The organism is Psychrobacter sp. PSi21 (genome assembly GCF_054960615.1).
In genome coordinates this window covers 1-26432 of sequence record NZ_JBHNYR010000005.1, presented here as the reverse complement: position 1 = coordinate 26432, position 26432 = coordinate 1, and the positions used below count along the sequence as shown (strand labels likewise).

Annotated in this window: 29 protein-coding genes and 1 tRNA gene; 22 read left to right on the top strand and 8 right to left on the bottom strand. The window is 44.9% G+C overall.

The window, feature by feature from the left end:
- The first annotated feature begins 90 nt into the window (after positions 1–90).
- The 5 genes from ACFI32_RS04675 to ACFI32_RS04655 are packed head-to-tail and all read left to right on the top strand — an operon-like array spanning position 91 to position 4794.
- Positions 91–519, top strand: a complete 429-nt coding sequence (locus tag ACFI32_RS04675) for a phage tail assembly protein (RefSeq protein WP_462625344.1) — start codon at positions 91–93, stop codon at positions 517–519.
- Positions 504–644, top strand: coding sequence for a GpE family phage tail protein (locus tag ACFI32_RS04670; RefSeq protein ID WP_462625493.1), 141 nt, complete (start codon positions 504–506; stop codon positions 642–644). Before ACFI32_RS04675 ends, ACFI32_RS04670 begins: the two co-directional genes overlap by 16 nt.
- 9 nt (positions 645–653) lie before the next feature.
- Positions 654–3371 carry a phage tail tape measure protein gene (locus tag ACFI32_RS04665; RefSeq protein WP_462625343.1) on the top strand — a complete coding sequence of 906 codons (2718 nt, stop codon included), beginning with the start codon at positions 654–656 and terminating at the stop codon, positions 3369–3371.
- A complete protein-coding gene (locus ACFI32_RS04660; RefSeq protein WP_462625342.1) occupies positions 3371–3799 on the top strand; it encodes a phage tail protein in 429 nt (142 codons plus the stop codon). Before ACFI32_RS04665 ends, ACFI32_RS04660 begins: the two co-directional genes overlap by 1 nt.
- 2 nt (positions 3800–3801) lie before the next feature.
- On the top strand, positions 3802–4794 hold the full coding sequence (locus tag ACFI32_RS04655; protein ID WP_462625341.1) for a contractile injection system protein, VgrG/Pvc8 family: 993 nt from the start codon (positions 3802–3804) through the stop codon (positions 4792–4794).
- Positions 4795–4798: 4 nt separating this feature from the next.
- On the opposite strand, the gene ACFI32_RS04650 is transcribed toward ACFI32_RS04655, so the two are convergent.
- Positions 4799–5374 carry a hypothetical protein gene (locus ACFI32_RS04650; RefSeq protein ID WP_462625340.1) on the bottom strand — a complete coding sequence of 192 codons (576 nt, stop codon included), beginning with the start codon at positions 5372–5374 and terminating at the stop codon, positions 4799–4801.
- A gap of 203 nt (positions 5375–5577) precedes the next feature.
- Positions 5578–6060 (bottom strand): OB-fold protein, encoded by a 483-nt coding sequence (locus ACFI32_RS04645; RefSeq protein WP_462625339.1) that lies wholly within the window; start codon positions 6058–6060, stop codon positions 5578–5580.
- Positions 6061–6301: 241 nt separating this feature from the next.
- On the opposite strand from ACFI32_RS04645, the gene ACFI32_RS04640 reads away from it, so the two are divergent.
- Positions 6302–6508 carry a hypothetical protein gene (locus tag ACFI32_RS04640; protein WP_462625338.1) on the top strand — a complete coding sequence of 69 codons (207 nt, stop codon included), beginning with the start codon at positions 6302–6304 and terminating at the stop codon, positions 6506–6508.
- 27 nt (positions 6509–6535) lie between these two features.
- On the opposite strand, the gene ACFI32_RS04635 is transcribed toward ACFI32_RS04640, so the two are convergent.
- Positions 6536–7018, bottom strand: coding sequence for a helix-turn-helix domain-containing protein (locus tag ACFI32_RS04635; RefSeq protein WP_462625337.1), 483 nt, complete (start codon positions 7016–7018; stop codon positions 6536–6538).
- Between the two features lie 108 nt (positions 7019–7126).
- On the opposite strand from ACFI32_RS04635, the gene ACFI32_RS04630 reads away from it, so the two are divergent.
- The 11 genes from ACFI32_RS04630 to ACFI32_RS04580 all read left to right on the top strand — a co-directional run bounded on the left by ACFI32_RS04630 (position 7127) and on the right by ACFI32_RS04580 (position 14772).
- Positions 7127–7345 carry a hypothetical protein gene (locus tag ACFI32_RS04630; protein ID WP_462625336.1) on the top strand — a complete coding sequence of 73 codons (219 nt, stop codon included), beginning with the start codon at positions 7127–7129 and terminating at the stop codon, positions 7343–7345.
- Positions 7335–7589, top strand: coding sequence for a hypothetical protein (locus tag ACFI32_RS04625; RefSeq protein ID WP_462625335.1), 255 nt, complete (start codon positions 7335–7337; stop codon positions 7587–7589). The genes ACFI32_RS04630 and ACFI32_RS04625 overlap by 11 nt, the downstream gene beginning before the upstream one ends.
- 302 nt (positions 7590–7891) lie before the next feature.
- The gene (locus ACFI32_RS04620) at positions 7892–8110 is read left to right on the top strand and encodes an ogr/Delta-like zinc finger family protein (protein WP_462625334.1); all 219 of its coding nucleotides are present in this window, start codon (positions 7892–7894) and stop codon (positions 8108–8110) included.
- Positions 8111–8123: 13 nt separating this feature from the next.
- On the top strand, positions 8124–8567 hold the full coding sequence (locus ACFI32_RS04615; RefSeq protein WP_462625333.1) for a DUF7673 family protein: 444 nt from the start codon (positions 8124–8126) through the stop codon (positions 8565–8567).
- Between the two features lie 70 nt (positions 8568–8637).
- Positions 8638–11304, top strand: a complete 2667-nt coding sequence (locus ACFI32_RS04610; protein WP_462625332.1) for a toprim domain-containing protein — start codon at positions 8638–8640, stop codon at positions 11302–11304.
- A gap of 184 nt (positions 11305–11488) precedes the next feature.
- Positions 11489–11809, top strand: a complete 321-nt coding sequence (locus tag ACFI32_RS04605; RefSeq protein WP_462625331.1) for a hypothetical protein — start codon at positions 11489–11491, stop codon at positions 11807–11809.
- Positions 11810–12538, top strand: coding sequence for a hypothetical protein (locus tag ACFI32_RS04600; RefSeq protein ID WP_462625330.1), 729 nt, complete (start codon positions 11810–11812; stop codon positions 12536–12538).
- Between the two features lie 242 nt (positions 12539–12780).
- Positions 12781–13005 carry a hypothetical protein gene (locus ACFI32_RS04595; protein ID WP_462625329.1) on the top strand — a complete coding sequence of 75 codons (225 nt, stop codon included), beginning with the start codon at positions 12781–12783 and terminating at the stop codon, positions 13003–13005.
- 11 nt (positions 13006–13016) lie between these two features.
- Positions 13017–13214 carry a TraR/DksA C4-type zinc finger protein gene (locus ACFI32_RS04590; RefSeq protein WP_462625328.1) on the top strand — a complete coding sequence of 66 codons (198 nt, stop codon included), beginning with the start codon at positions 13017–13019 and terminating at the stop codon, positions 13212–13214.
- Between the two features lie 27 nt (positions 13215–13241).
- On the top strand, positions 13242–13409 hold the full coding sequence (locus tag ACFI32_RS04585) for a hypothetical protein (protein ID WP_462625327.1): 168 nt from the start codon (positions 13242–13244) through the stop codon (positions 13407–13409).
- 193 nt (positions 13410–13602) lie between these two features.
- Positions 13603–14772 (top strand): Arm DNA-binding domain-containing protein, encoded by a 1170-nt coding sequence (locus tag ACFI32_RS04580; RefSeq protein ID WP_462625326.1) that lies wholly within the window; start codon positions 13603–13605, stop codon positions 14770–14772.
- Between the two features lie 222 nt (positions 14773–14994).
- On the opposite strand, the gene ACFI32_RS04575 is transcribed toward ACFI32_RS04580, so the two are convergent.
- The 3 genes from ACFI32_RS04575 to ACFI32_RS04565 form a co-directional block, all read right to left on the bottom strand.
- A tRNA-Ser gene (locus ACFI32_RS04575) sits at positions 14995–15085 on the bottom strand.
- A gap of 93 nt (positions 15086–15178) precedes the next feature.
- A complete protein-coding gene (locus ACFI32_RS04570) occupies positions 15179–16315 on the bottom strand; it encodes a type I glyceraldehyde-3-phosphate dehydrogenase (protein ID WP_462625325.1) in 1137 nt (378 codons plus the stop codon).
- Positions 16316–16417: 102 nt separating this feature from the next.
- Positions 16418–18367, bottom strand: a complete 1950-nt coding sequence (locus ACFI32_RS04565; protein ID WP_462625324.1) for an AAA family ATPase — start codon at positions 18365–18367, stop codon at positions 16418–16420.
- Positions 18368–18775: 408 nt separating this feature from the next.
- Here ACFI32_RS04565 and exaC point away from each other — a divergent pair, with 408 nt between their 5' ends.
- The 3 genes from exaC (at position 18776) to ACFI32_RS04550 (ending at position 22109) form a co-directional block, all read left to right on the top strand.
- Positions 18776–20302, top strand: coding sequence for an acetaldehyde dehydrogenase ExaC (gene exaC, locus ACFI32_RS04560; RefSeq protein WP_462625323.1), 1527 nt, complete (start codon positions 18776–18778; stop codon positions 20300–20302).
- Positions 20303–20545: 243 nt separating this feature from the next.
- The gene (gene adhP / locus ACFI32_RS04555; protein WP_462625322.1) at positions 20546–21574 is read left to right on the top strand and encodes an alcohol dehydrogenase AdhP; all 1029 of its coding nucleotides are present in this window, start codon (positions 20546–20548) and stop codon (positions 21572–21574) included.
- Between the two features lie 208 nt (positions 21575–21782).
- Complete coding sequence (locus ACFI32_RS04550) at positions 21783–22109, top strand: DUF779 domain-containing protein (protein ID WP_462625321.1); 327 nt, start codon at positions 21783–21785, stop codon at positions 22107–22109.
- A gap of 52 nt (positions 22110–22161) precedes the next feature.
- Here the strand turns inward: ACFI32_RS04550 and ACFI32_RS04545 are convergent, their stop codons facing one another.
- A complete protein-coding gene (locus ACFI32_RS04545; RefSeq protein WP_462625320.1) occupies positions 22162–22581 on the bottom strand; it encodes a nuclear transport factor 2 family protein in 420 nt (139 codons plus the stop codon).
- A 180-nt stretch (positions 22582–22761) separates the two neighbouring features.
- Here ACFI32_RS04545 and ACFI32_RS04540 point away from each other — a divergent pair, with 180 nt between their 5' ends.
- Positions 22762–23730: a LysR family transcriptional regulator gene (locus ACFI32_RS04540; RefSeq protein ID WP_462625319.1), complete on the top strand. Its 969-nt coding sequence runs from the start codon at positions 22762–22764 to the stop codon at positions 23728–23730.
- A gap of 50 nt (positions 23731–23780) precedes the next feature.
- On the opposite strand, the gene ACFI32_RS04535 is transcribed toward ACFI32_RS04540, so the two are convergent.
- Complete coding sequence (locus tag ACFI32_RS04535; protein ID WP_462625318.1) at positions 23781–24776, bottom strand: NERD domain-containing protein; 996 nt, start codon at positions 24774–24776, stop codon at positions 23781–23783.
- Between the two features lie 149 nt (positions 24777–24925).
- On the opposite strand from ACFI32_RS04535, the gene ACFI32_RS04530 reads away from it, so the two are divergent.
- Positions 24926–25918, top strand: a complete 993-nt coding sequence (locus ACFI32_RS04530) for a DUF4424 family protein (RefSeq protein ID WP_462625317.1) — start codon at positions 24926–24928, stop codon at positions 25916–25918.
- Positions 25919–26432 lie beyond the last annotated feature (514 nt).

Below are 26432 nucleotides of genomic sequence, written 5' to 3'. Positions count from 1 at the left end.
AGGCACTGAGGTCACTATCATCCAAACATGGCCAATTTATTACTTTAACCATTTAACCAAACCAATAATCAAAGATACCAGGACAACATTATGAGTAAGCAAGCAGCAGTAGAAGCAATCGCAGCAGGCGCAGCGTCTCAAATCGAAGACAACCAAGTTGAAACCGCAACCCCACCTACTTTACCGGTCAATCCAGACATTGAAACTGTCGAATTTGATAGCCCTGTCCAGCGCGGCGATATGCAAATCAGCAAAGTAAATATTAATAAGCCGAAGACAGGTGCGCTGCGTGGTCTATCATTAGCCGACCTACTCAAGCTAGACATCGATACAGTCATCAAGCTGGTGCCGCGTGTCAGCACCCCACCACTTGCAGAACATGAAGTTGCCGCACTTGATCCTAGTGACTTGCTTAAAGTCAGTACAGCGGTGGTCGGTTTTTTCGCCAGCAATGCGCAGCGGGAGAAAGCACGCAAGGAAGCGGAAAGCGCGAAAGCTATGGAATCCCTCCCAGCGTAGACGACATCATTGCAGATTTAGCGGTCGTCTTTCACTGGCGACCATCTGATTGCGATGATATGTATATTGACGAATTAATGGCTTGGCACGAACGCGCGCGTAAGCGTAGTGAGACAGATAAATAAGGGAAACAGATGGCAAATAACTTGGACTTATCTGCAACGCTGAAGCTGATTGATGAAATATCTGCACCGCTCAATCCGATCATCAAACAGTCAGAAGCCCTCTCAAAATCAATGCGGCGAGCAACAGACAGCGTCAATGCGTTCGAGCGTAGCATGAGCCATATCAATAACTCAGATTTAAATAGAGCGTCACAATCTGTAGGACGTACAAATAGTGCCCTACAAAAAGCGCGTAGTTTAACAAAAGGCTTGGCATCAGACTTTGGTCTGGTGCTCAAAGTCATGTCTGCAGCGCACAGAAAGGCGGACACATTATCTCAATCATTTGCTGCTACTCGGCAGCGTATGCGGCAGCAAGTGCTTAACAGCGCGCTGACGCTAGGCACTACAGCGATGCTGGTCAGCATCCCCATTAAAGCCAGCATTGACTTTGAATCGTCAATGGCAGACGTAAAAAAAGTCGTTGATTTCGGAGACAACCCAGTTGCAGTGGCAAAAGGCGTCAAAGAGATGGGCGATGAAATCATTCGTCTATCAACAGCGTATCCGATGGCGGCGAAAGACATTGCGGCTATCATTGCAGCTGGCGGACAGTCAGGCATTGCAAAAAAGGATCTGCTTACATTTGGTCAAGATGCAATTAAAATGGGTGTCGCGTTTGATGTAGCCGCGCAAGAAGCAGGACAATCAATGGCGGAAATGCGTACCGCTTTTGACTTGACGCAAACAGAAGTAGTCGCCTTATCTGACCAAATCAACTTGCTAAGTAATAATACACCCGCCGCCGCTAGAGGCATTATGAATGTGGTGCAGCGCATTGGGCCCTTAGGCGAAGTCGGCGGCTATGCGTCAGGAGCGATAGCAGCATTAGGGGCTACCATTCATGGTATGGGTGTGCCCACAGAGGTTGCCTCTACAGGCATTAAGAATATGATGCTGGCACTAGCTGCAGGGGAATCCGCTACAAAGTCTCAAAAAGCTGCATTTGAAGACTTGGGGTTAGACTACAGCCAGATCGCCAAGGATATGCAAACAGATGCTGAAGGCACTACGTTAAAAGTCTTGGAGTCTATCTCAAAATTAGAAAAGTATAAGCAAGCAGCGACGCTGAAGGATTTGTTCGGCTCGGAGTCTATCGGTGCCATTGCCCCGCTGCTCAATAATTTAGACGCACTAAGAGGTAATTTACAGCTGGTATCTGACGAAACAGCGTATGCAGGTTCAATGAATGCAGAATACCAAGCTCGAGCAGCAACCACAGCAAATAATATACAGCTGCTCATAAACAACCTAACAGCGCTGGGGCTGAGCTTAGGTAACTTAGTGCTGCCGTATCTTAATGAGTTTATAAAATCAGCTATTGAGATTAGCAAACGCGTAAAAGCATGGGTTGACGCAAATCCTGAACTTGTAAAAATGATTGGAATGCTGGCCTTAAAATTCATCAAAATCAATGCCGCGATTTGGGCAGTAAAGTACGGCGCTGCGTTGATGTTTGGCACATTTTTCAGTATGGCCGCAAGTTTCATCAAATTCGGCGCAACCATGATGATATTGAATGCCATCTTAGCCAAGTTTGGTATCACCTTCTGGGGTAAGTTCAAGATGATGGGGCAAGCGCTACTCTTATTCACCAAGGTGTTTGCGCGTAGTTTCCTCTTTTTAGCTAAGCAGTCCGTGCCGTTTTTAATTACCGCTTTACGCAGTTTGTCAGTGGCCCTAGTAACCACACCTATTGGCTGGATCATTATGGGCATTGCATTGGCAGGACTGCTATTAATCAAGTACTGGCAACCAGTTAAAGCTTTTTTCGGCGGTATGTGGACAGGATTTTTAGCAGGCATTGCGCCATTTTTACAGTCACTGGGCGACTTAAAAGCCCTTTTGCAACAGACATTTGCACCGCTCAAGCCAGTCTTAGATTTTATTATTTTTAGTCTGCAGTCGTTAGCGGCAGCTTTTGCATGGTTGATTACGCCAGCTCAAACTACGCAGTCCCAGCTTAATACAGCAGCCACAGCAGGACAGTCTTTTGGTCACGTATTGGGCGTTATTGTAGGTCTGATTGGTCAGGTCGTTGCAGGCTTAGTAGGTGCATTAGCGTTAGGGCTGCAGACCATCGGCACAGCTATTGGCACATTTGCAGCGATGGTCGTCGTACACGGTGGCGCAGCGGTCAACTATGTAGCGGGGATTCCTGGTCGCATGATTGCATTCTTGATGGGACTACCTGCCCAGATGGTGACAATCGGTGGGCAGATTATGGATGGTCTAAAAAACGGTATCATGAGCCGCGCAAATGCAGTGGTCGAAGGCATCAAGGGCGTTGCGGGGCGCATCAAAGGAGCGTTCACAAGCTTAATGGGTATCCATTCCCCCAGCCGTGTATTTGCTGGGTACGGCGATTTTATGATGCAAGGATTGAATAATGGGCTGCTAAAAAACGACAGCCCTGTGCAAGCCATGATCAAGACCAGCGACAGTTTACGCGCTGCGATGGACACAAGCGAGATTCGCTTTGATAATCGCAAACCAATCATGGCCAGTGGTTTTATGGGTCATGGTAACAATCAGCCCCAAGCTGTCGCACCCATCAACATCAATATCTACGCGCAGCCTCACCAATCAGAGCAGCAGATTGCCCAGCTGGTCGCGCAAGAAGTCGCCAAGGCACAGCGCAGCCAAACCAACAACACAGCACTTTATGACTTAGCAGAGGACTGGTAATGCTTTTAGCACTTGGACAGTTTGTCTTTAGCGTCGATACCATGACATACAGCGAGCTGCAGCGCAGCCGGTCATGGTCATATGGTAGCAATGCCATCGCACAGGGGCGTGATCAGTATCAGTTCACAGGTACTGGCGAAGAGACAGTAACCATACCTTTCCTGATCTATCAATCACATGGTTTTGGCAACCGCCAGTCTATCGATGATTTATCGGAGATGGCTGACGCTGGTGGTGGCTATGTGCTCATCGATGGCAGCGGATATATATACGGTGTGTTTGCCATCACAAGTATCGATGAGACGCGTAGCTATATCACTAATCTAGGCGTAGCACGCAAGATTGACGGCACCATGAAGCTAATGCGGGTCGACGATGACCGCATACAGACTGATAAGACAGTCGCGACAGATAGCCAAGAGGTATAACAATGCTCCGCACACCAATACTCAAACTGACAGCCGATGATAAGCCCTTAAACGATCAAGTCATGGCGCGACTGATGACGTTATCTATTACCGATAACAAGAACCTTGACGCCGATGAGCTGACGATAACGCTAGATGACCATGACGGTGCATTAGAACTACCCAAGCGCGGTGTTAGATTACAGTGCTGGATGGGCTATCAAGATACGGGCACTCATGATATGGGAACATACGTCGTCGATACGGTGGAATGGTCAGGCGCGCCCGATACTATCAGCATACGCGCAAAGTCAGCAGATTTTAAATCATCATTAAAATCTGGCCATAGTCAGTCCTATCATAATACGACACTGGGGGCGATAGCAGAGACTGTAAGCAAACGCCAGCAGCTGACATTATCTATAAAACCAGAGCTTGTTAATATCGACGTCGGTCACGTTGACCAGACAGACGAATCTGACATTCATTTGCTGACGCGCTTGTGTCATCAATACGGTGCGGTGGTCAATATCAAGCATGGTAAGCTGCTTATTTTTACCGCGAATAGCAATCAAAGCGTGTCAGGCCAAGCACTAGATTTAACCGTCATCACAAAGCGTACTGGTGACCGCTATCGCTATAGTATTGAAGACAGGCAAGCAGACTATGATAGCGTGTTAGCCAGTTACCAGGACAAAGATGCGGCCACCCGCCGTACGGTTGAAACCAAGGCTAATGGCTCTAAAACTAAAAAGCTCAAAGGCACATACAAAGATAAGCAGGCGGCCACTGCAGCAGCCCACGCTGAAGCAAAACGTATTGGTGATCAGCAAGCAAAGTTTAGCATCAGCACTGCCTACGCCTACCCTGCCATCACGACAGAAAGCCCTGTAACACTACAGGGCTTTAAGGCGGAGATTGACAGCTTAAAATGGACTGTTGATATTGCTGTGCATAGTTATAGCAAAAGTGGAGGCCTATTTACACAGCTAGACTTACTGGCATCATTAGGTTGATATATTATTTACTGTCAATAGCTTCTATAAACTTTACAGCTTGACGAGTAATTTTATATTCATATCTACCTTTAGACCCTATAGTGAAATTAATGAGACCTGAATTTACTAAACTATTTATATCAGCTTCTATGAATCTTGCGTCACTATACTCAATATCAGATGCCCCCTCTAAAATATAAAAGTCATTGCCATCCAAACCATTATTTTTCATGTAGTACATATTGCTGCTACCAGAATCAACAAACTGCCTTAATACATCAACAGCTTGTTCCGATAATCCACCGTTAGGGTTAAAACCTGTAGCAATACCGCCTAAACCCTGTATCTGGCCTGCAACAGAAACCATTAGGTCATTGAGAGTAGATAGCTGAGCCATAACTTGCTCATGATTTTGGTTCATAAAAGCGGTAAGGTGTTGTCGTACACTTTGGTTGTCTTCGATAATAGAAACCATATTGCTATAATTATTTGCCTCCAACCATACTTTGAATTCCTCCATATCACTCTTCCCCTCTCTTCCAGACTGGAAGGTAGCAAGTAACCCTACTATAGTGACAAAACCCGTTAATGGATCCATAATTTTCTATCCTCAAATTAAACATATTTTTGCTGAATACGTTATAATAACACTTGCTTGGGAGCGTCGAAATAAGACACTACTGCAGAGTGTACGAATAAGGCGGCCGTATTATCGTGGTGCGGATTTCAGCCCCAAGCGCCCTATATATATACAACAAAAAGCCCTGCTATCTAGCAGGGCTTTTTCATACTTGAAAGTGCTTAGACAACCTTACAATCTTTCAGCATGGGCGAGCCCATAACCTCCCCATCACTCACGCATTTGATTTGGACGCTTTCACCCTTTTTTAGAGTAACCAGACTGTCTGTCTCTGAAGCGTCAAAATGCGCTTGAGGCATATTGAACTCAAACTCATCACCAGCTTTCAGTAGTAAGAATGGAGAATCACCAATACCTGATTGAATAGAATCCAGCACACCAGTGACGAGAAGTGTTTTTCCCTTGAATTTCTGATCTCCTGCCAACTCATTTTCTTTGTAAGCTGCCAACAGTTCATCCGCAGTAACTTCAATAACTTCTTCTTGCTCTTCCTGTGGTGCAGCTTCAGGAACAACTTCGCTCCCAGATACGGCTGCTACCTCTGGCTGTGTATCTACTGGCGCTTCTGATGCGGTGGTAGCCGTACTATTGTCGCTACATCCAGATAGAGTCAATAACCCTGCTACTAACAATAACTTCTTCATCGTGACCTCTGCATTTTTGTCTACTGCGTTCGAAACAATAACCTTACTATATTATGTCTAAACGGTACAGCAGTTAATCAAAACAGAGAGACAAAAATACCATAATCCTTTAATTAACGGGAATCTCGCAATAATATTCAGTAAATAAGTCTTTGTTAAACATAGTGGTTGACAACCTTGAACCTGACTTAATTGACAAAACAGAAGTCTATCAAGTTAATCAATCTAGGAAAGTAACATCATGAATAAAACAAGCAGCGTAATGACAAATAACAAGGCTCTAGCCGACGAACTCACACGCATCGCGGCATATACAGATATGCTCGGCCAGTTATGTGAGCTATCAACTAATCCTGAAACATTATCACTTGAACAACTTGAAGTGATTTTTAAAGACGTTGCCCAAGTGTGCGCAGATGGTGCTAATACGATCAACAAATTGGGCTAGTCACTTAATAAGTATACGATGACTTAACTATTCTTTGTTCCAATCCGCTAGCGCAAACGGTTGCGCTAGTGAATATAAATCTAGCAAAGTATATTCACCCTTATTCGCTCCCGCATCTATCAAAGAAGTCTCTATATCGTAAGCATAGCTACGCAATATATCTTGCAAAGCGGGAGGCTCAATCAGTTCAGAACCATCACTATCTTGCTGTACTCTAATTTTAATTAGTCGATCAGTCTGGATGGTTTGTTCAGCATTGCTTTCAATTAGTTTGGGCTCAGTTGAACGTTCACCTGATATTACATATGCCATGTCATAACCGATATCAGATAGCCGTTTGGCCAAAATAACATCTGGAGACCGTTTAGCATTTTCGTAACGAGACATCGTAGAGTTGGCTATTCCTAGCACTTCCCTCACATAATCCTGTTCCAAACCAAGCCTTTTGCGCTCAAGAACCAATCTTTCAGCTATCCTTACGGCTATTTCGTCATTAGATAAAATGCTCATTTGACCAAATATCTCCTTTACATGCCCAAACGAGCATGTAATAATATAGTTGTTAACAAGTAAGACAGTTAACACTTTATCACAAAAGCCAATCACGGAGTATTCACGATGGAACTAGTACCCTTTGGTACGCGCTTACCTGAATCTAAGCGCGACTACATCCGCTATAAAGCCATGACTAAAAAGAATGGCAGCATCCAAGAAGTAATGGTCGAAATCATTGACTTCTACCAGCAGCACGATAGCGAGTTCATGGCAAAGTTCGAAGCCTTACAACAACCCAGTGACAACAAAAACAATGCTAAAGGGGAAAACAATGGCGCATAAGAACTGGGACAATGTCCGCGACAACCGTCTATATGGCTACCTCAATCAGCATGAGCTGGACGACTTCTTGGAAGCCATGCGTATACGCGATATAGACCAGCAAGCAACGGCTGTACGCGAATTTATTGGCGAGCAATCAAGACAAATCATCATTAACCATCGTCAAAAGCAGTTTAAACAGCAGCAAGTTATTGTGCCAACGGTGAAATATCAATTCCCCAGCGGCAAATTTACCGTTAATTAAAAACGCCACCTCACATACATGGAGACGCCACGATGTCTTGTAACTGTATCGAAGAAAAACCAGCCCAGATTGTTAAAGGATTGAACAAGACCGAAGAATATAACGGGTCAGTGCAGTCTGTACGACTAAAAGATGCTCAGTTAGTTATCACTGAGAACATGGGACTAACAAGTAAGTTAAGTACCACGATTGAAGTCGAAATCAGCGGTCGGAAAACTTCCAAAAAAATGCCTTTATTCTTTAACTACTGCCCTTTTTGTGGTCAAGAGTATAAGGCGGCCAAATAATCAAATGGAGACATTATGGCAAGCTCAACCTCTGCATATATATGCTGCCCCCATTGTGGTAAACGGATGCGTACACATGGTCATGTGCTATTTAGCGCATTAACAAAACAGCTCACAGCAGCTTGTCATAATCCTGATTGTTTATTTTCAGCAAAAGTCACGATTGAAATATCAAAACAACTACAACCCAGTCTGCAGCCAAAACCTGAAATTGCGGCTGCACTGACCAGATAAAAGGAATATCACGATGCACGAATTTGTAATCACACCTGAGATAAAAGCCGCGATTCAAAGCGACCTACGCAATATGGCGCCTAATATAAGCGGGCACCATCTTGAGAAATGGATGGCGGAACAAACGGTTATAGAAGAACACCGAGAGATAGCACGCCAACGGATGATTGCATCTCTACCGACGGTTATTGCACTGTCGCAAACCTTTTCTGGTGGCGGATTTACTGCAGCGACCATGCTGCTTAATCTCTATAACCGTCATGTGTGGCATTTTGATCTAACAAGTATGCGTAATCTTGACCTGAATAATTGGCGCGCTTGTATGGACGTACTCCATTATCAAACATTCAACGGTCCAGATAAGGACGTTCACCACTACATAGAAGACGGCAACAAGGTCCTGCAGCAGCTCTGGAGTCGCTATAAAGACACGCCAAATTTCATAGGGTCAAAGTGAAGCAAGCAGCCACACTCAGTGGCAGCGCACAGCTCTCTTAATGCACAAGCACTCAATACTAGGTAATACCATGACACGAATTAATGACAAAGTCGTAGACCGCCTGAGATCGGAATACGGATTCAAAGTAAGCGGCGAATGGCTACGCGAAGGTCGCTGCCCAGACTGTAGTAAAAAATCACTCTATACCCACTCTGTAACGCCCCGCGTGGTTAAATGCGGTCGGCTAAATAAATGCGGCATGGAAGTCCATGTTAAAGACTTATTTTCTGACCTATTCACCGACTGGTCAGCCACATATAAACAAACTGACATCAGCCCCAATGCAGCAGCCGACGCTTATCTAGCTGAGGGACGTGGGCTTAGCATCAAAGCAATCAAAGGCAGTTACAGCCAAGAGCAATACACCAATCGTGAGCTTGGCATATCATCTGCGACCGTCCGTTTCCAGCTACCCAATGGAGGCTGGTGGGAGCGCATCATTGATAAAGCTAATCGTTTCCCGCGTAAAGCCAACCTCAAGTATGGATATGATCTAAAGGGTTACTGGTGGTGGCATCCAGCAAACACGCAGCTGCCAACGGAGATTTGGATCACAGAAGGTATCTTTGATGCTAGTGCATTGCATGAGCACGGCCTTGATACCGCCAGCTCCATCAGCTGCAGTAACTTCCCTGAGCATAGTCTGTATGCTCTCAAGAGCAAATATAATAAAGAGAAGCGCACACTACCCACCCTAGTATGGGCATATGACAATGATAAGGCCGGCAAAGACTACACCAAAAATTTTGTAAAGTTAGCAACTGATATGGGCTTCAAATGCGTGGCCGCGCAGCCGCCATATGAAACGCATCGCAAATTAGATTGGAACGACCTACACGAGATGGGCCGTCTCACATCTGAGCACATTGATCATTATCGTTACTTAGGCAATTTACTGACGGCAACGTCAGCAATGGAAGCTGCTGTCATCATGTACATGCACACCAAGCGCACCAGCTTCTACTTTGAATACAACTATCGTACATGGTGGTTCGAATTAGATACCAAAGCCCTATCAACCTGTATGGGTGTCGAAAAGCATCAAGTTGGTTCTTATCTTGAGTCCGTCAGCGACTTAACTGACGTTGATGAGCAGATGCCAGAGTTTGTGAAGTCTTGCAGTGCTGTCACTGAACTATGCAATGCCAAGCTCGAGGCCCTTTATTTTCAGCGCAATGAAATCACTGATGAATCCTGGTACTTTGTTCGCGTGGCCACAGCAAAAGGTACTGTGACCACAACCATTACTGGCGACCAATTATCTAGTCCCTCGAAATTCAAGCCGCGCCTCCTATCCGTTTATGCTGGCGTATTTTGGACAGGTTCAGCAGGACAACTAGATATCATCATGCGTCACCAGACCGAAGCACTAAAAGAGGTCAAGACGACGGACTATATCGGTTATAGCAAAGAGTTTGGCGCGTATATCTTTAATGATACTGCTGTCCATAAAGGCAAGGCAGTCGCAATTAATGAACAGGACTATTTCAAACTTGGCCGCTTAGAAGTTAAGTCACTTGCAAACTCACCAGCCGTTCATCTCAATACAAAAGATAAACCTACCTTTGACTGGTGGCCAAAGTTCAACAAAGTACGTGGGGACTATGGAACTGTCGTTATGGCATGGTGGCTGGGAACTTATTTTGCCGAGCAGATACGCGGCATGGATCGCAGCTATCCCTTTTTTGAACTAGTCGGCCAAGCAGGTGCAGGTAAGTCACGCTTACTTGAATTCTTATGGCGTCTTAGCGGACGTGAGGACTACGAAGGATTTGATCCCTCTAAGGCCACATCGGTCGCTATCTATCGAGAGTTTGCCCAAATATCAAATATGCCTATCGCTTTGATTGAAGGCGACCGTAATGATGAAGATGGCAAAAAGTCTTATTCAAAATTCGAGTGGGACCAGTTAAAAGATGCATTTAACGGTCGCTCGATCCGTAGTCGCGGTGTCAAGAATAACGGTAACGACACGTATTCACCACCATTTCGTGCAGCTATCATGATTAGTCAAAATGAGCCTATTCAAGCGTCTGAAGCCATGCTCACACGTTTACTGCATATTCGTTTGACTCGTGAAGGACAAACGCTTGAGGGCAAATATATTGTTGATGAGCTCGATAGAATACCGCTCGAAATAACCAGTCAATTTATGGCCAAAGCGATTCGAAGTGAGGACGCTATATTGCAAACGTACAAAACCAAAGTGCGAGAGTACGAGGTTTTCTATCATGCAGCGGGGATTACTCATACGCGCATCGCCTTGAATCACGCTCAAATAGCGGCGATGGTTGATTGTCTTCATTTGCACGTATTAGACGGCATCATGACAGATGGACAAGCCAAGACTGCCAAAAGCACGCTCATCAAAATGGCAGAACAGCGCGTAGCCAGACTATCCAATGACCATCCGCTAGTAGAACAATTTTGGGAGATATACGAGTATTTAGACTCCCTAGCTGATTGCCAGATGAATCACTACACAGCGGATAAAAAGAAAATTGCCATCAACCTACCGGCCTTTTACAAGATTGCTCAGTCAGAAGGTCAGCGCTTACCAGACCAGACCGAAATGAAGCGACTACTCAAATCAAGCCGTAAACATAAATTTATCGACTCAAATGTGCCCGTATCAAGTGCTGTTTATAAATCAAAAACGGTTAAGTGTTGGATTTTTGAACAAGGAGCGAACTGATGAATAGTAATAAATACGACTTTGCTGAAATAGACTGTGTTTGCGATGAATGTGGCTGTGAGCTTTGGTTTGGACAAAGTGACGCACCTCACGCGGACCTCTGCGACCACTGTTACGACATGGAAATAATCAATGGTGAATGCTCGATACCAAAGGATCACCCAATGTACAAGGATGCAGACTAATGGACTTACATAAATTACTCCAGATGGCCATGCAACACAGTCAAGAGTTAGCAAAAAAACATATTGAACAGCAGCAGACAAAAGAGATTATCGAAGTCAATCGCTCTTTGATAATGGCCATAACAATCAATCGCTTGGTGAGACCTGAATTGATAGAAGCTGAATTTCAGCAAAGTCTTAATCATCTGCGAGATTACTATCTTAGAGACATTGATGATGAGGATGATGAGATGGTTATCTCTATCCATGAAGTAACAGGGTTGGCCAAAAATAGTGCTATCGACGTTCTAAGAATTGCAGACGAAATGGAGATTGATTAGATGTCTAACAACATAAAAAAGCTTTCTAAAAAGCAAGGTTTAGCATTAGAAGCAGCAGCTCGAACAACACTACACGATAGGTCAAGAGAAAGTGAGATATGCCGAGACTTCCTCTTATCAATGCATGACAGTATCAATTACACATTCAACATTAGAGACCTCAATAAACTTAAAAAGGAGCTTAAACAAGATTGTCTCGAAATCAAAAACTATTATTTTAATAATGAAGATAGTTCTTCATCAAAAAACATAAAAGATGACTACTTACTCGGAGACACACTTTTCGATGAACTAAAAGATAGTCGTGAGAAAAAAAACTTAAGGACATTACATACGCGAGAGAACAAGAAGCCAAACAGTTTAGATATCAATCAGAGATGGATTAGAAGAAATAAAAACGTGCAAGTGTGTATATCTGGCATTGACAGGCATAAGTGCGAAATTATAGGCGTAGTTTTCAAATATCTAGGAAACAAACACACTCGAAAAATGAGTATCGAACAGTTTTTGAGTGAGTTTGTCGAGCTTCAGCCACTAATTGATGAGATAACAAAAGATAGCCAATGGGTAAGTATCCACCATAACTACAAAGTTTATATTTACGGCATTAGGGTTGAACAAGGAATTATCATTTATCGCCACAAAGATTCAGGCGAAATAAGATGGTCGTCTCGAATAAATATAGGACAGTTTAAAGATGTCTTCAGACCTGTAAAAGAGGCTGACTGAAATGAATCTAGTCCGCGCTCTATTCCCATATAACCCAACAAGTCCCCTGCACTGGCTAACCTTTGATACTGAATCAGGGCAAATGATTGATTGCTCAATGCACCCAACGCACAAACAGAGACAGCTTTATCAAAACAAGCGGTACGCGATCAGAGACGACAAAATCACAATGCGCTGCGAGGTTGAATCTTATCAAGAGCGGCGGTTTGAAACATTAACTGAACTTAAGATAGGGAAATAATATGCCAGTCAAATTCAAAAGGAAGCCTCCGGTTAGAAACAAAATAATCGAAACCGAACTTGGTTCAGAAAAACGTTGTACTAAATGTGATGAATTATATCCACTTGCGTCTGAATTTTTTTACAAAGACGGTAAGGATAAAATAGGCAGAAAGAAATTTACCACACAGTGTAAAGATTGCTATAAGCAAAGCTACCGCACAAACCCTAAAAAACTAAAGAAATAAGGAGAAGTTAAGTGGCAGGCGATATAGACAGAGCAAACGATATCGCTCAAGAATCAATCGATAGGATCATTACCAACGCACCCAAATTCAATGAGCCGTCGTATCCGGAGTGCATAGATTGCGGTGAAGACATACCCTACCAACGGCAGCAAGTCGGAGGCGTCAAACGCTGCATTGACTGCCAAAATGTTCAAGAACGGAGAAGATAATCAAGGACAGACATAAAAGATTGTACTTTGAGCGATTTAGCAAACAGTCCAGATGCAGATCTAGCAAAAATCATACGTGATGCCATTATCGGATATGCAGAAGTTATGGAAGAACACCAATTTAAAGGTACTTGCTTACATTTACAACAAGTTAAAGGGGCGTCAATGACAATTGCAATTAGGCTTGATGAGTAACTATTACCTTAAAACTACCTTCTAAAGGTAATAATTAATCCAAATAAAATCAGAAACATAAAAAGAGATAATGAAGATCTTACCTTTATTACCTCTTTTTTTACTACCGTAGTATTACCGCTATTTTACTGCTCACATTACAACAGCAGCTACGTTATAAACCTACTTTTGACCTGAAATCAAAGGATACGCAATGTCTGCAGGCATAGAACCTTTAAAAACCAGCATCCGTATTTGGTGGCGCGATAAGCAAGGCAAACGTGACCGCGAAACCCTATACGATACGCCGCCCACCGAAGCCAATCTAAAAAAAGCAAACGCCATAGCGCAATCGATAGAAACACAAATAGAAATGGGCACCTTCGACCGTGACCAAACCTTTCCTAATTCCCCGAAAAGGAAAGAATCTTATTTCGGTTACTACATTAGTCAATGGAGGACGAAAGAAGAAGCCTTGGTGTCAGAATCATCTTGGAAAACATACGCAGGCAAAGTAGACAACCATATCAGCAAATACTGGTCTCATAAGCAAATTGCCAAGATTACAGTAGAAGATGTGGAAAACTGGGTATACAAAGAGCTGATGAAACAAAAGCAACTAAGCTCAAATACCATCAAAGAAATATTAGGGCTGTGGCGTAAGATATACGGCTACTGGTCAAGACATCAAGCGCAGATTAATGATCCATCTCAATATATCAAACTCAACTATAATGACCCAGATGACATCAACCCTTTCAGCAAGGCAGAAATCAGCCTGATTATTGGCAAAGAGAAAGACCAGGCGCGCAAAAATCTATGGACGGTAATGATATGGTCAGGCTTGTCATCACATGAACTATTAGCGCTGGCCGTATCAGATTTAGATTTAGACAATGGCTATGCTTATATCAGACGTGGTGTGGTCAAAGGCGCATACCGAGTAACAAAGAACCGTCGCCGCAAACGCCAAGTAGAGCTGTTACCTATCGTCATCGAAGCATTGCGCAATCAAATTGAGTTAATAAAGGACGTACCGCTGCAAACGGTAGAGATAACGGAGCGTGATCATCGCACAGTACGACCGCATACCCTGCAGTTCCTTTGGCACAATCCAAATACTGGCACACATCATACTTATGAGCAGTTACGCCACCAGTGGGCTGATTATTTAGAGCGTATAGATGTAGATTATCGACCGCTAAATAATGGCCGGCACACTTATGCCAGTCAAGTACTCTCAACAGGCGTTGTTACGGCCGAATGGCTAGCGAATCAACTTGGCCATAGCAACACTGATATGATCCATAAACATTACGGCAAATTCATTCCGCAAGACAGTGGCCACATCATCAAGATACTAGACCACGCATTACAGATATAGCCCATTCCAGCCCACGCACGAAGTACCAGGCTTTTTAGCGCAGCAACGCTGGAAAGCCTTTATTTATAAGGGCTTCAAAAACCATAACAACGATTTTAGTCAAATATCCAGTCCACGACCCAGCCCACGGCAAGGAATTTCACTCGAATTTTAAGCATTAAAAAAGCCTGCGCAAGGCAGGCTCTGTAAGGCTTTCAGCGATTTTCGCTATCACCTAAAATATGGCGGAGACGGAGAGATTCGAACTCTCGAAGGGCTATGAACCCTTGCCGGTTTTCAAGACCGGTGCATTCAACCGCTCTGCCACGTCTCCATTGGTGCATCATTATATAGATATCCGTTTATAATGCAAGCCCTAATTTTAAAAAACATCACTTTTTTTTGCAGGGGCTTATTTTGTCCCATTTTACTGGTGTTCAGACAGGTGCAAGCACATATCCAGCAAGCGATTGGCGTAGCCCCATTCATTGTCATACCACGCAAAAACCTTGTACTGGTTGCCCACTTGCATCAGTTGGCTACCATCGATAATCAAGGATTCAGGCTGATGGACAAAGTCGCTAGACACTAACGGCTCATCCGTATAGGCCATGATACCCGCCAGCAGTCCCGCGCAGGCTGCCTGCAGGGTGCTTTGTAGTGCTGCCACACTGGTCGGCGGCGTGTCAAAGACAAACGTCACATCAATAGCGGCAACATCAATGGTGGGTACGCGTATCGAGTGGCCATTGATCTTGCCCACCATCGACGGTAGTACACGTTCGGTAGCGGCGATACTGCTGGAGGTGGTCGGTATGATGTTGTGGCCTGAGGCGCGCGCGCGTCTGGGGTCGCGGTGGACTTGATCGAGTACGTTTTGGTCAGCGGTGACCGCATGTATTTCTGTCATCATCGCAGAGGCTACGCCAAAGCTGGCATCTAACGTGGCAATCAGCGGTACAAGCGCCTGTGTGGTACAAGACACACTTGAGATAATCGGCAATTTGGTAGTCAGTGTGTCAGTGTTGACACCCATCACAATACAAGCATCGACGTCATCAAATGGGGCTGCACCAATGATGACCTGTTGCGCGCCAGCTTCAATATGGCGATGCGCCTGCTCATACGAGCGAAAATAGCCTGTACATTCAAGCACCACATCAACGTTGAGCGCTTGCCACGGCAGTTGCTGCGGATTTTTTTCTGACAGTAGGCGGATACAGTAATGATGATCGTTTTTGGTCAAGCACAGCTGGGTCTCTCCTGCATCATCAACCACGTCCGCGCTGATACCCAAACGGCTCAAGCGGCCATGTGTACTATCAAATTTGAGCAAATGTAGCAAAATATCTGCGTCTGCCAGATCATTGATCGCAACCACATGAATGGCGCGGCCCAGCACTTCAAAACGCTCTAGCAAGGCGCGCAGCACATTACGCCCAATACGCCCAAAACCATTAATGGCAACACGTAGTGGCTGCACCGCTTGTGATGCAGTTTTGATATCATCATGGACGGCGGCGGCAGACAATGAGCGGTAGGTAGCACTGGCAAAACTATGCATAAAGAAACAATCACTATAAATAAAAAGGCAAAAATAAAGACTCACCGCGCCAAAGCTTGGAGAATGGGCGGGTGAAGGCCATCATAACAGACACAGCGCGGACTATGCGCTGATAAAAATCAGCGCCAAACGAATGGTATTGTAGCTGATCGTCTGTTTGAGATGCTCATAAATGGGTTTAAGTTTGATATTGCCATTATCATTAAAATCGTTGGGATCATTGGCTACCTTAATAGCGACATATGCAGTGCCAACCGCTGTCATCACCTCATCGTCAGGGCGCAGATGGTCGCAAGATAAGCTTGGGTCTTGGCGTCTTAGCTCGCTGATATGGCCCATGATGGTCGACTGCGCCAACTCACGGGTCTGGGCAATCTCGGCAATACTCAAGCTCTCCTCAAGCAATACGCGCGTGGCAGCCAAGGTGCTCTTAGACTTGTCGGTGAGCTGTTTGCCTCGTTTTTGCTTTTTATCACGTTGTGCTTGCTGCTGCTCGCGGCGTTTTTTCTGCAAACTATTATAGGCGTCAATAACGGACTGGCTCAGCGTACCGCCAGATTTGATGACAAACTTATCATGCGCCTGCTGCATGCTGTCGGTATCAAGCATGGCATAGTTGTCGTCCGCTTCTTGCGAGAGCACCAAAAAGCGCTTGTCAGCCCCGCGTGCCAGCGGATCGAGCTGTAAGCTCATCTCGTTCATACCCAGCAGCTTGAGCCCTGCCAGTGACTTAAGACGCGATAAGGCCACATAGCCCTGACCCAGCTCAAAGGTACGTGACAAATCAATTTCAGCAGCATCAAGGGTCATTCCTTGTGACTTATGAATGGTGATCGCCCACGCCAGACACAGTGGCACTTGCTGATAACTGGCGAGCACCTCGCCGTTTTCATCTTCGATGATCCATTCTTCAGGTTCAGCGACCACTTCGCGGCCTGAGTTGAGCCGTACCACTGGCATTTTTTGACTGGCCGCTTGGGTGGTTGACTGAGCACTGGCGGTCTTTTTGCCAGCTTGTGCCGCTGCGTTGTCACTTTCTTCATCAGCATCATGGTCATTATCATCGTCATCGTCGCTGTCTACTTTACCCAAAGCCTCTTGCGCTCGTGATTCATCACTTTTGGTGGCAACTTTGACCACGGTAAAGCCGACCAGTTCGCCCATGGTGCCGTTTGAGACGCCAAGCTCAGTATTATTTTTGATAAACATCACTTTTGCGCCCACTTTAAGCAGCAGCTCATCTTGGGTGCGTACCGTTTTCTTTAGCGTATCTACCAGCTTGCTGTCGCCGTCGGTCACCGCATCAAAGCGCTTGACCTCACCTGACAGATCGGCCAGCTCTTTATCGTTGATCTTATTGACGTTTTGGTTGTGCGTATAAAGGCGCGTACGCTTGATGTCCACATCTTGATCGTATGTCGTCTCAAGGGCACTAACAGCATCAAAGCTGACTTGATTGCGGCGAATTTGGTTTAAAATATCATCCAAGCTCAGCGCCTTGTCCTGCTCGCTCACCTGTCGATGCTGCTCACTCAAATAGCAAATGTGAAATTGGGCATCCAGCCACGCTTCAGACATAAAAGCAAACTTTTCTCGATTACTTTCACCGCGATTGCCAATTGGCGGCAGCTGAAAAAAGTCACCCGCCACCACGACCTGTATTCCACCAAATGCTTCCTCACTTTTACGCACATGTTTGAGCACTTGATTGACCGCATTGAGCTGCTTGGCATGCAGCATTGAGATTTCATCAATAATCAGCACTGCAGTGTCCTTTAAACGATCAGCCAAAAACTGCTTACGTGCCAGCAACCCCAAATCGCGATCGGTCAGCTCATCTTTAATGCCAATACCCGACCAGCTGTGGATCGTCGTGCCGCTCATGTGCGTGGCGGCGATGCCCGTACTGGCAGTCACCGCCACAGGCACGCGACGCGCACGCAGATAATGGATATACTGATTGAGTGTATAAGTTTTTCCTGAGCCTGCTGAGCCAGTCAAAAACACATTTTGACCTGTTTTTAAAATATTTAGAGCAGAAGATTGACGCATATATTCAAACCAACCAGTAATATGAAAAGTAAAAAGACGGCGCTAAACCTATAAAGGTCTATAAAGCAGTCAGGCTGCATAAAATGACAGACCAACCTTAAGTGTATGATATTTATCGTGTTATTTAGTGACACTTTAAATACAGCACGGTCACCTTATAACTCGGGGCATACAGGCATTATTGCACCACGCAATCATGCCCTATTAAATATAACCATAAGTTATACATATATGATCAGTTTATTATAAAAAGTACGTATAATCATAGGCAAAAGCCGAGTACGATAGAATGAGTGCGCTGACAATTGATGGTTATCACCCACTTGAGCAACCATGATGGCCCTCTTTGACGATAAAAACAGCGCCTGTATTATCTGATAAAACCAACAACACAACAAGGAGTGTTTCATGCTGTACGCAAATCCAAATACCGATAGCAGCTCTGTCCAATTTCGCGCAAAATACGGTAACTTTATTAACAATGAGTGGGTCGATCCAACTGACGGCGAATATTTTGAAGCCATCAGCCCGACAAATGGTCAAGTGATCTGTGAAGTGGCACGCTCTAAAGCCCCCGATATCGAAAAAGCCTTGGACGCGGCACATGCCGCTAAAGACGCTTGGGGCAAAACCAGCGTTACCGAACGCGCTAATATCCTCCTCAAACTGGCCGACGCCATCGAAGCTAACCTTGAAAATATCGCTATTGCAGAATGTTATGAAAACGGTAAGCCTGTCCGCGAAACCTTAGCAGCTGACATCCCGCTTGCTGTGGATCATTTTCGCTACTTTGCAGGCTGTATTCGCGCTCAAGAAGGCGGCATTAGCGAAATTGACGAAGATACTGTCGCTTACCATTTCCATGAACCTCTCGGTGTGGTCGGTCAGATCATTCCTTGGAACTTTCCAATCTTGATGGCCGTCTGGAAAATTGCTCCTGCCCTTGCTGCGGGTAACTGTATCGTGCTCAAGCCTGCCGAGCAAACCCCTTCTTCCTTGCTATACCTTCTTGATACCATCGGTGCTGCGGATATTCTACCCAAAGGCGTGCTCAACGTGGTCAACGGATTTGGTGTCGAAGCAGGCAAACCGCTGGCCTCTAACCCTCGCATTAATAAAGTTGCCTTTACTGGTGAAACCACCACTGGCCGCTTAATCATGCAATATGCCAGTGAAAACATCATTCCTGTCACCTTAGAGCTGGGCGGCAAAAGCCCAAATATCTTCTTTGCCGATGTCATGGACGAAGATGATGACTTCTTAGACAAAGCCGTCGAAGGCTTGGTGATGTTTGCCCTTAACCAAGGTGAAGTCTGTACGTGTCCATCACGTGCGCTCGTTCATGAAAGCATCTATGATGAGTTTATCAAACGCTGCGTTGCCCGTGTTGAAGCCATTAAAATGGGTAATCCACTAGATACGGAAACCATGATTGGCGCACAAGCCAGCTCAGATCAGTTAGAAAAAATCCTATCTTACCTTGATATTGGTAAAAAAGAAGGCGCTAAAGTCTTGGTCGGCGGTGAACGCGCTCAGCATGATGGCGACCTATCAGAAGGCTATTATGTCAAGCCTACCATCTTTGAAGGCACCAATGACATGCGTGTGTTCCAAGAAGAAATCTTTGGCCCTGTCCTTGCCGTCACCACTTTTAAAGATGACGAAGAAGCCATGCAGATTGCCAATGACACGCTTTATGGCTTAGGCGCTGGTGTTTGGACCCGTAATGTTCATAAAGCTTACCGCTTCGGCCGTGGTATTCAAGCGGGTCGCGTTTGGACCAACTGCTACCACCTCTACCCTGCTCACGCTGCTTTTGGCGGGTACAAGCAATCAGGCATTGGCCGTGAGAACCACAAAATGATGCTTGAGCACTATCAGCAAACCAAAAACATGCTGGTATCTTATAGCACCAAAGCGATGGGCTTCTTCTAGGTCGCAACTGCCCACGCTGAATCATCAGCGACCATCATTCTTCTATTAAATCACCATAACTAGACTGGCATGAATGTTTCTTAGCTCTGGCGCACAACCTGCGCCAAGGTGATGAAACATTCATTCCCTCTTTGCGCCTAAAATAAGCGATTTGGACTGTCTTAGCCCCTGTTATTTTAGACAGGTAATAGGCAGACGATTTTTACTCAACCCAAAAACCACAACTAACAAAGAGAGCGCACTATGAGTAATAAAATGAAAGCTGCGGTACTACATGAGTTTGGTCAACCCTTGCAAATCGAAGAAGTCGATATCCCAACTGCAGGTGCCGGTCAAATCGTCGTCAAAATGCACGCCTCGGGCGTCTGTCACACTGACTTACACGCAGTCGAAGGGGACTGGCCTGTCAAGCCGAGTCCGCCGTTTATCCCTGGTCACGAAGGCGTTGGGGTCATTACAGCTGTCGGTGACGGCGTCACCCATGTTAAAGAAGGCGACCGCGTGGGTGTGCCGTGGCTATACTCCGCTTGTGGTCACTGTACCCATTGCTTGGGCGGCTGGGAAACCTTGTGTGAAAAACAAGAAAATGCAGGTTACTCAGTCAATGGTAGCTTTGCAGAATATGTTCTTGCCGATGCCAACTATGTGGGCATCATTCCTGAAAGTGTAGACTCTATTGAGATCGCACCAGTGCTATGTGCAGGCGTGACCGTCTATAAAGGCCTTAAAATGACGGAAACCAAGCCTGGCGACTGGGTTGTCATTTCGGGTGTCGGTGGCCTTGGTCATATGGCGGTACAATATGCCATTGCGATGGGGCTTAATGTCGCCGCGGTCGATATTGATGACGAAAAACTGGCATTCGCCAAAAAACTGGGTGCAAAAGTTGTCGTCAATGCCAAAAACACAGATCCAGGCGAATATCTACAAGAAGAAATCGGCGGCGCTCATGGCGTTCTCGTCACTGCAGTATCATCAAAAGCCTTCGATCAGGCCTTAAGCATGCTGCGCCGAGGTGGTACGTTAGTATGTAACGGTCTACCCACTGGCGACTTCCCAGTATCTATCTTCGATACCGTATTGAACGGCATTACCATTCGCGGCTCTATCGTTGGCACGCGCCTTGACTTGCAAGAGTCGCTAGATATGGCAGCGGCAGGTAAAGTCAAAGCGACCGTTGCCGCCGAGCCACTAGAGAACATCAATGATATCTTTAAGCGGATGCACGAAGGCAAAATCGAAGGCCGTATCGTCATCGACTATAACCAGTAGCAGATCGCAAAATGACAGCGGCACAAGCGGGTTAAATAACTATGCCAGCTGTCAAAAAGCAATCCTAGGTCGTATCAAATTTAGCCACATAATAGCTGTGATGTGCCTAAAGATGATACGGCCTTTTTGATTTGACTGTGGCATACTGATGATAGAGACCGACGATAATAACCAATCACCACGGACGGAACAAGACAAGGAGTATGATATGGAACTGACAGCGACAGCAGCGTGTCAAGCGCTGATAGACCCACTAAAATCTAAGCATGGCGATTTGATGTTTCATCAGTCAGGTGGCTGCTGCGATGGCAGCTCGCCCATGTGTTACCCACTCGGCGAGTTTAAGGTGGGCGGTCAAGACGTGCTGGTTGGTGAGCTTGCTGGTTGTCCCTTTTACATGGGACGCGCCCAGTATCAGCTGTGGCAGCATACCGATCTGACCATTGATGTGGTCGATGGACGCGGTGCCAGTTTTTCACTAGAGATTCCAGAAGGTAAGCGTTTTATCGTGCGCTCGGATGTGTGTGCAGTGTGAATCTAACTGTTGTCATCAGCTGACTGTCAGCATATACGTTGGTTAACATTATCTACCGTGCTAGGCGCATCGCTATCTCTAACGCGGCGGTGTCCTCGTGCATACGATATAGGCAAATCTTTCCTGACTCATCAAAGCGTACGATCATCGTCCAAAGACTGTTGAAGACGTCACCAGTGTGCTTGACGGTGTGAGCAAGTTCGCCGAATCTGACAATGTAACGATCGTTCTCAATAGCATCTTCCATCTCAAAGGTGCCAAATTTAAACAGTTGCGCCAAACTTTTAAAAAACTCAGTACCCGCCTCGCGTCCGGTATGCGTTCCGTAGATCGGCACTTGACTGTCACGCGCCTTTCGAAAGACGACAAACTCAACGCCTATATCACATAGCGCCATGGCTTGCTCGTACTCGCCAGTAAAAACATGAGCAACGAACTGATCAAGGGTTTGGGTATTTGCGGTTGTTTGCATGGGTTTTCTCACTATGATTACCAAAAGAAATCGCGGCGCTTTGGACTGCCTACGAGTGATCGTGATACCCAGTCTAATGAAGATTGTCATCAATAAACAGGCGATGAACACACAGCATCTGTGCAAATATGCACAATAAAAGCTGCTAACATACAGCATATTCACAAAATGGCGCATGACATGCACTGGGATGATTTGGCTTACTTTATTTGCTTGGTAGAGACACAAACCCTGACGGCATGCGCGGATAAGATGGGCGTGCAACACAGCACCGTTGCGCGCCGTATTGAGCATCTTGAGCAAAGCTTAGCTGTCAATCTGTTTGACCGATTGGGCAGACGCTATGTACTCACTACCGAAGGTGAGAGATTGTATCAGCAGGCAACAGAGGTCAAAAAAGAGATCACTGTTTTTAAACGGATGGCAATCGACCAAAATGTCCTGCAGGGCAAAGTCACACTGTCTGCGCCGCCCGTTTGGGCAAATGAAGTGCTTGTTCCAGTATTGCCTGACTTTCGCCAGCGGTTCCCCGACATTACCTTGTCATTATGCGGCGAAGTGAGCATAAGTAACTTACACCAGCGTGAAGCCGACATTGCGCTGCGTACACGCCGACCGATAGAAGAGGACTTGGTCATCCGCAGACTCGGCGCAACGACCTATCGATTTTATGCGCACCGCGACTGGCTCAAGCAATCGACCTGTAATCCGTGGCCACTCATCGCCTTTGAAGCCAATAGCCGCGTTTGGGCATGGGCGCAAATGCTCATTCAGCAGTACGACTACCCTATCACCCTACATACCAATGACTTGTATATGGCGTGTCATGCGGCGCGGCAACAGATCGGTATCGCTTTGTTGCCTGATTTTTTGGCGCGTCCCTATTCAGAGCTGATCGCCATTGACCCCATACAGCGCAGCGCTGTCACCGCTTTGGATATCGATGATCCGCCAGCTCACGAGTCAGGCGCGTGTTATGACAACCTGTCCACACAAAACACGTCATCAAGCTCAGACACCCTCATTCCACTGGTACAAGCCTATCCGCTTTATTTGGTGATGCATCCTGATGTCAGGCGCTCAGCACGCGTAAGAGCAGTAGCAGATTGGTTGATTGAGTGTTCTGGTAGATTAGAGGGATTCACTTGATCTTTTTTATCGCTTGGATAACAAACATCTCAATTGCCAAGTAATCACTCTCAGCGAACACTCACCACACCGCGACATTTAGGAAACTGCGCGCACCCATAAAAGGATTGTCCTTGGCGTGCACCTTTTTTCGCAGTGCGTTCAACCATCTCGCCGTTACATCTTGGGCAAGTTGGTATCTGGACGAGATTAGCAGCATCGCCTGCTGGCTCAATTACCTCAGATTTATCCACTTGTGATTCAGACGCTACAACCTCAAATGGCGTCATAAACACTTTATTGGCCATAGCATGCGACATACTGACATGTGGTGCGCTCGTCTGCTGATTATTCAGATGATGTACTGGTAAATCTTTAGATTCAATCTCAGTTTGACCAGACCATCGCTGCACCTCTCTACTTTTTAAGATAGGTCTCTTTACGGTTTCTTTGACTGTTGGTTCAGGTGTGGGATTATCAGTATTCTTGCTTGGGGTGCTATGCTTGTCTTTTAGATAGGCTTTGTGCTGCCGATTAGTGCGCCACGATTTGCTAAATCTATTGCTCTCAATCTGCTCAACGATGGATGTGACCTCGTCTTCAGTCAGTAGCTTATCTTGCTTTTTCTTTACATACGAGACCATACCACTGGTCAATACGTGTTCGGGTAGCTCATCACGGGTTTTCAACTCACACTCTCCGATAAAAGCAATCATCGAATGAAAATAGCTCAGCTCCAATCCTAATAAATCCGCGAGCGTCTTAATGTGCAAGTAGTTCTGGCGCAATGGATTTTGGAATTTGAATTTACTTCCATTTGGAAAGGCTTGTATCCACTGTTTTTGCGTCTCCTTTCCGTATATCCAGCCTTTATAATTCTTGGTTTCGATGACAAAGATGCCGTATACGGAGACAATAATATGATCGATTTGCGTGCTGCCACCTTTGTCTCTCGGCAAGGTGACATTGTTTAGGCGATGGTAAACGTCTTTTTCAAGCTTGAGCCACATGGTAATGTTGATGACGGTTTCGCCGAGAAAGCCTTTGAAGGTGGATTTTAGGGACATGATGGCTCTTATATTTTTAAGTAATCAGACCATGCAAGTCTGCAAAAAGTCTTATTTTTGTTTGCTTTTAATAGCAAATTATTTGCCGTTTGCGTATCATTAGAATGATCTATACGTAGCATACATCATATAGCTTTGAGTGAACCCATATGAATAACAAACCCCAGATATTCAACGCCAGTATAATTTTCGGCGTTACCTCAGTATGTACCGCAATACTGAGTGGCACTGTGGCGCAAGCCAATGACTCTACAGGTTATATAGGAACGGGCGGCGTTGAATATATTAAAAACAAACATATCAGCATGCACAGCGAAGACTTGTATATCTCAAAAGATGAAATCCGCGTCAATTATGAATTTAAAAACCTCAGCAATAAGGACATTACCGAAACGATTTTGTTCCCCATGCCTGCCATACCCAGCTTTATCGACTCGGATTACGCCGATACAAGTGAAACGTATAACCATTTTAAAGTATGGGTTGATGGTCAACCAATCACTCCTACGTTACACGTCCGTACTTTTATGCAACCAATTATCATTAAAGACGGTCGCAGAGACTATACGAATAAAACTGTCGATACGACAGCGCTGTTTAGATCTTGTGGCATGAGTAATACTGAAATGATAAACCCTTGGCAAAATCGAGTTAACTTTGAAGATATTAATCGAAAACTTTTGAATTGTGATGATAAACGTTTAGATAAATTCTTAGATGATAGGGACAGTCCATATTTCTCTTGGGATTCACAAATCATCTATAGCTGGCAGCAAACCTTTAAAGCAAATAAAATAACCAAAGTAAAGCATACCTATACCCCACTCGTGGGCGGCTCAGTTATGTTGGGAGATGAGCACATTAAATACTTTTGTATTGATAAGTCAACTCAGCGAGGTTTTAGCAAAAATAATCCCAACCCTCCTTATCAAGCATTAAGCTATATCTTGACCACAGGCGCAAACTGGGCAAAACCCATCAAGGACTTTAAGCTCACAGTCGAGCGTGATGCTAATGAGCTAGTTTCATTTTGTTGGAAAGGTAAAAGCAAAGTTAAAAAAACTGGAGCAACGACGTTTGAAATCAAAGAATCTAATTTTGTGCCAACACATGATTTTGATGTTACTTTTATTATGAATTAAAAGACAGTTTGTAGGCTTTGGCTAGCGTATAGATAAAACTTATTTCATTAAACCAATTTTAATATAGTTAAGTCAATATAAAACCAGTACAACAAAACCAAACGCTATTTAAAAGTAAATAAATATATGATATATAGGTCATTTTTCTTAAAATATTTTTCGCGACGCGCCGCACTCGAATATAAATTATAATATTTTACTCAAGAAAATTAATTTTTTTACGGTTTCAAGCATATCGATGTATTCATATCAAAATTCTTAAATCATAAGTATTATAATATAATTACATTTAAAAATAACAATATAAATTATATAATTAGTGAAAATTTAAATTTATTATTTTCTTATACTAAAAATATTACTTGCCTAAGGTGAAAAAATTCATATAATATATTTTATAGAAACATAGAAAGATTATTCGAAAGTAAATAGACTTGTTGCATAAGTCATCGCTAGCCCTCGTGACTCCGTCATTGAAAATCAATGAACTGGTAACTTTGCAAGAGATCTATTA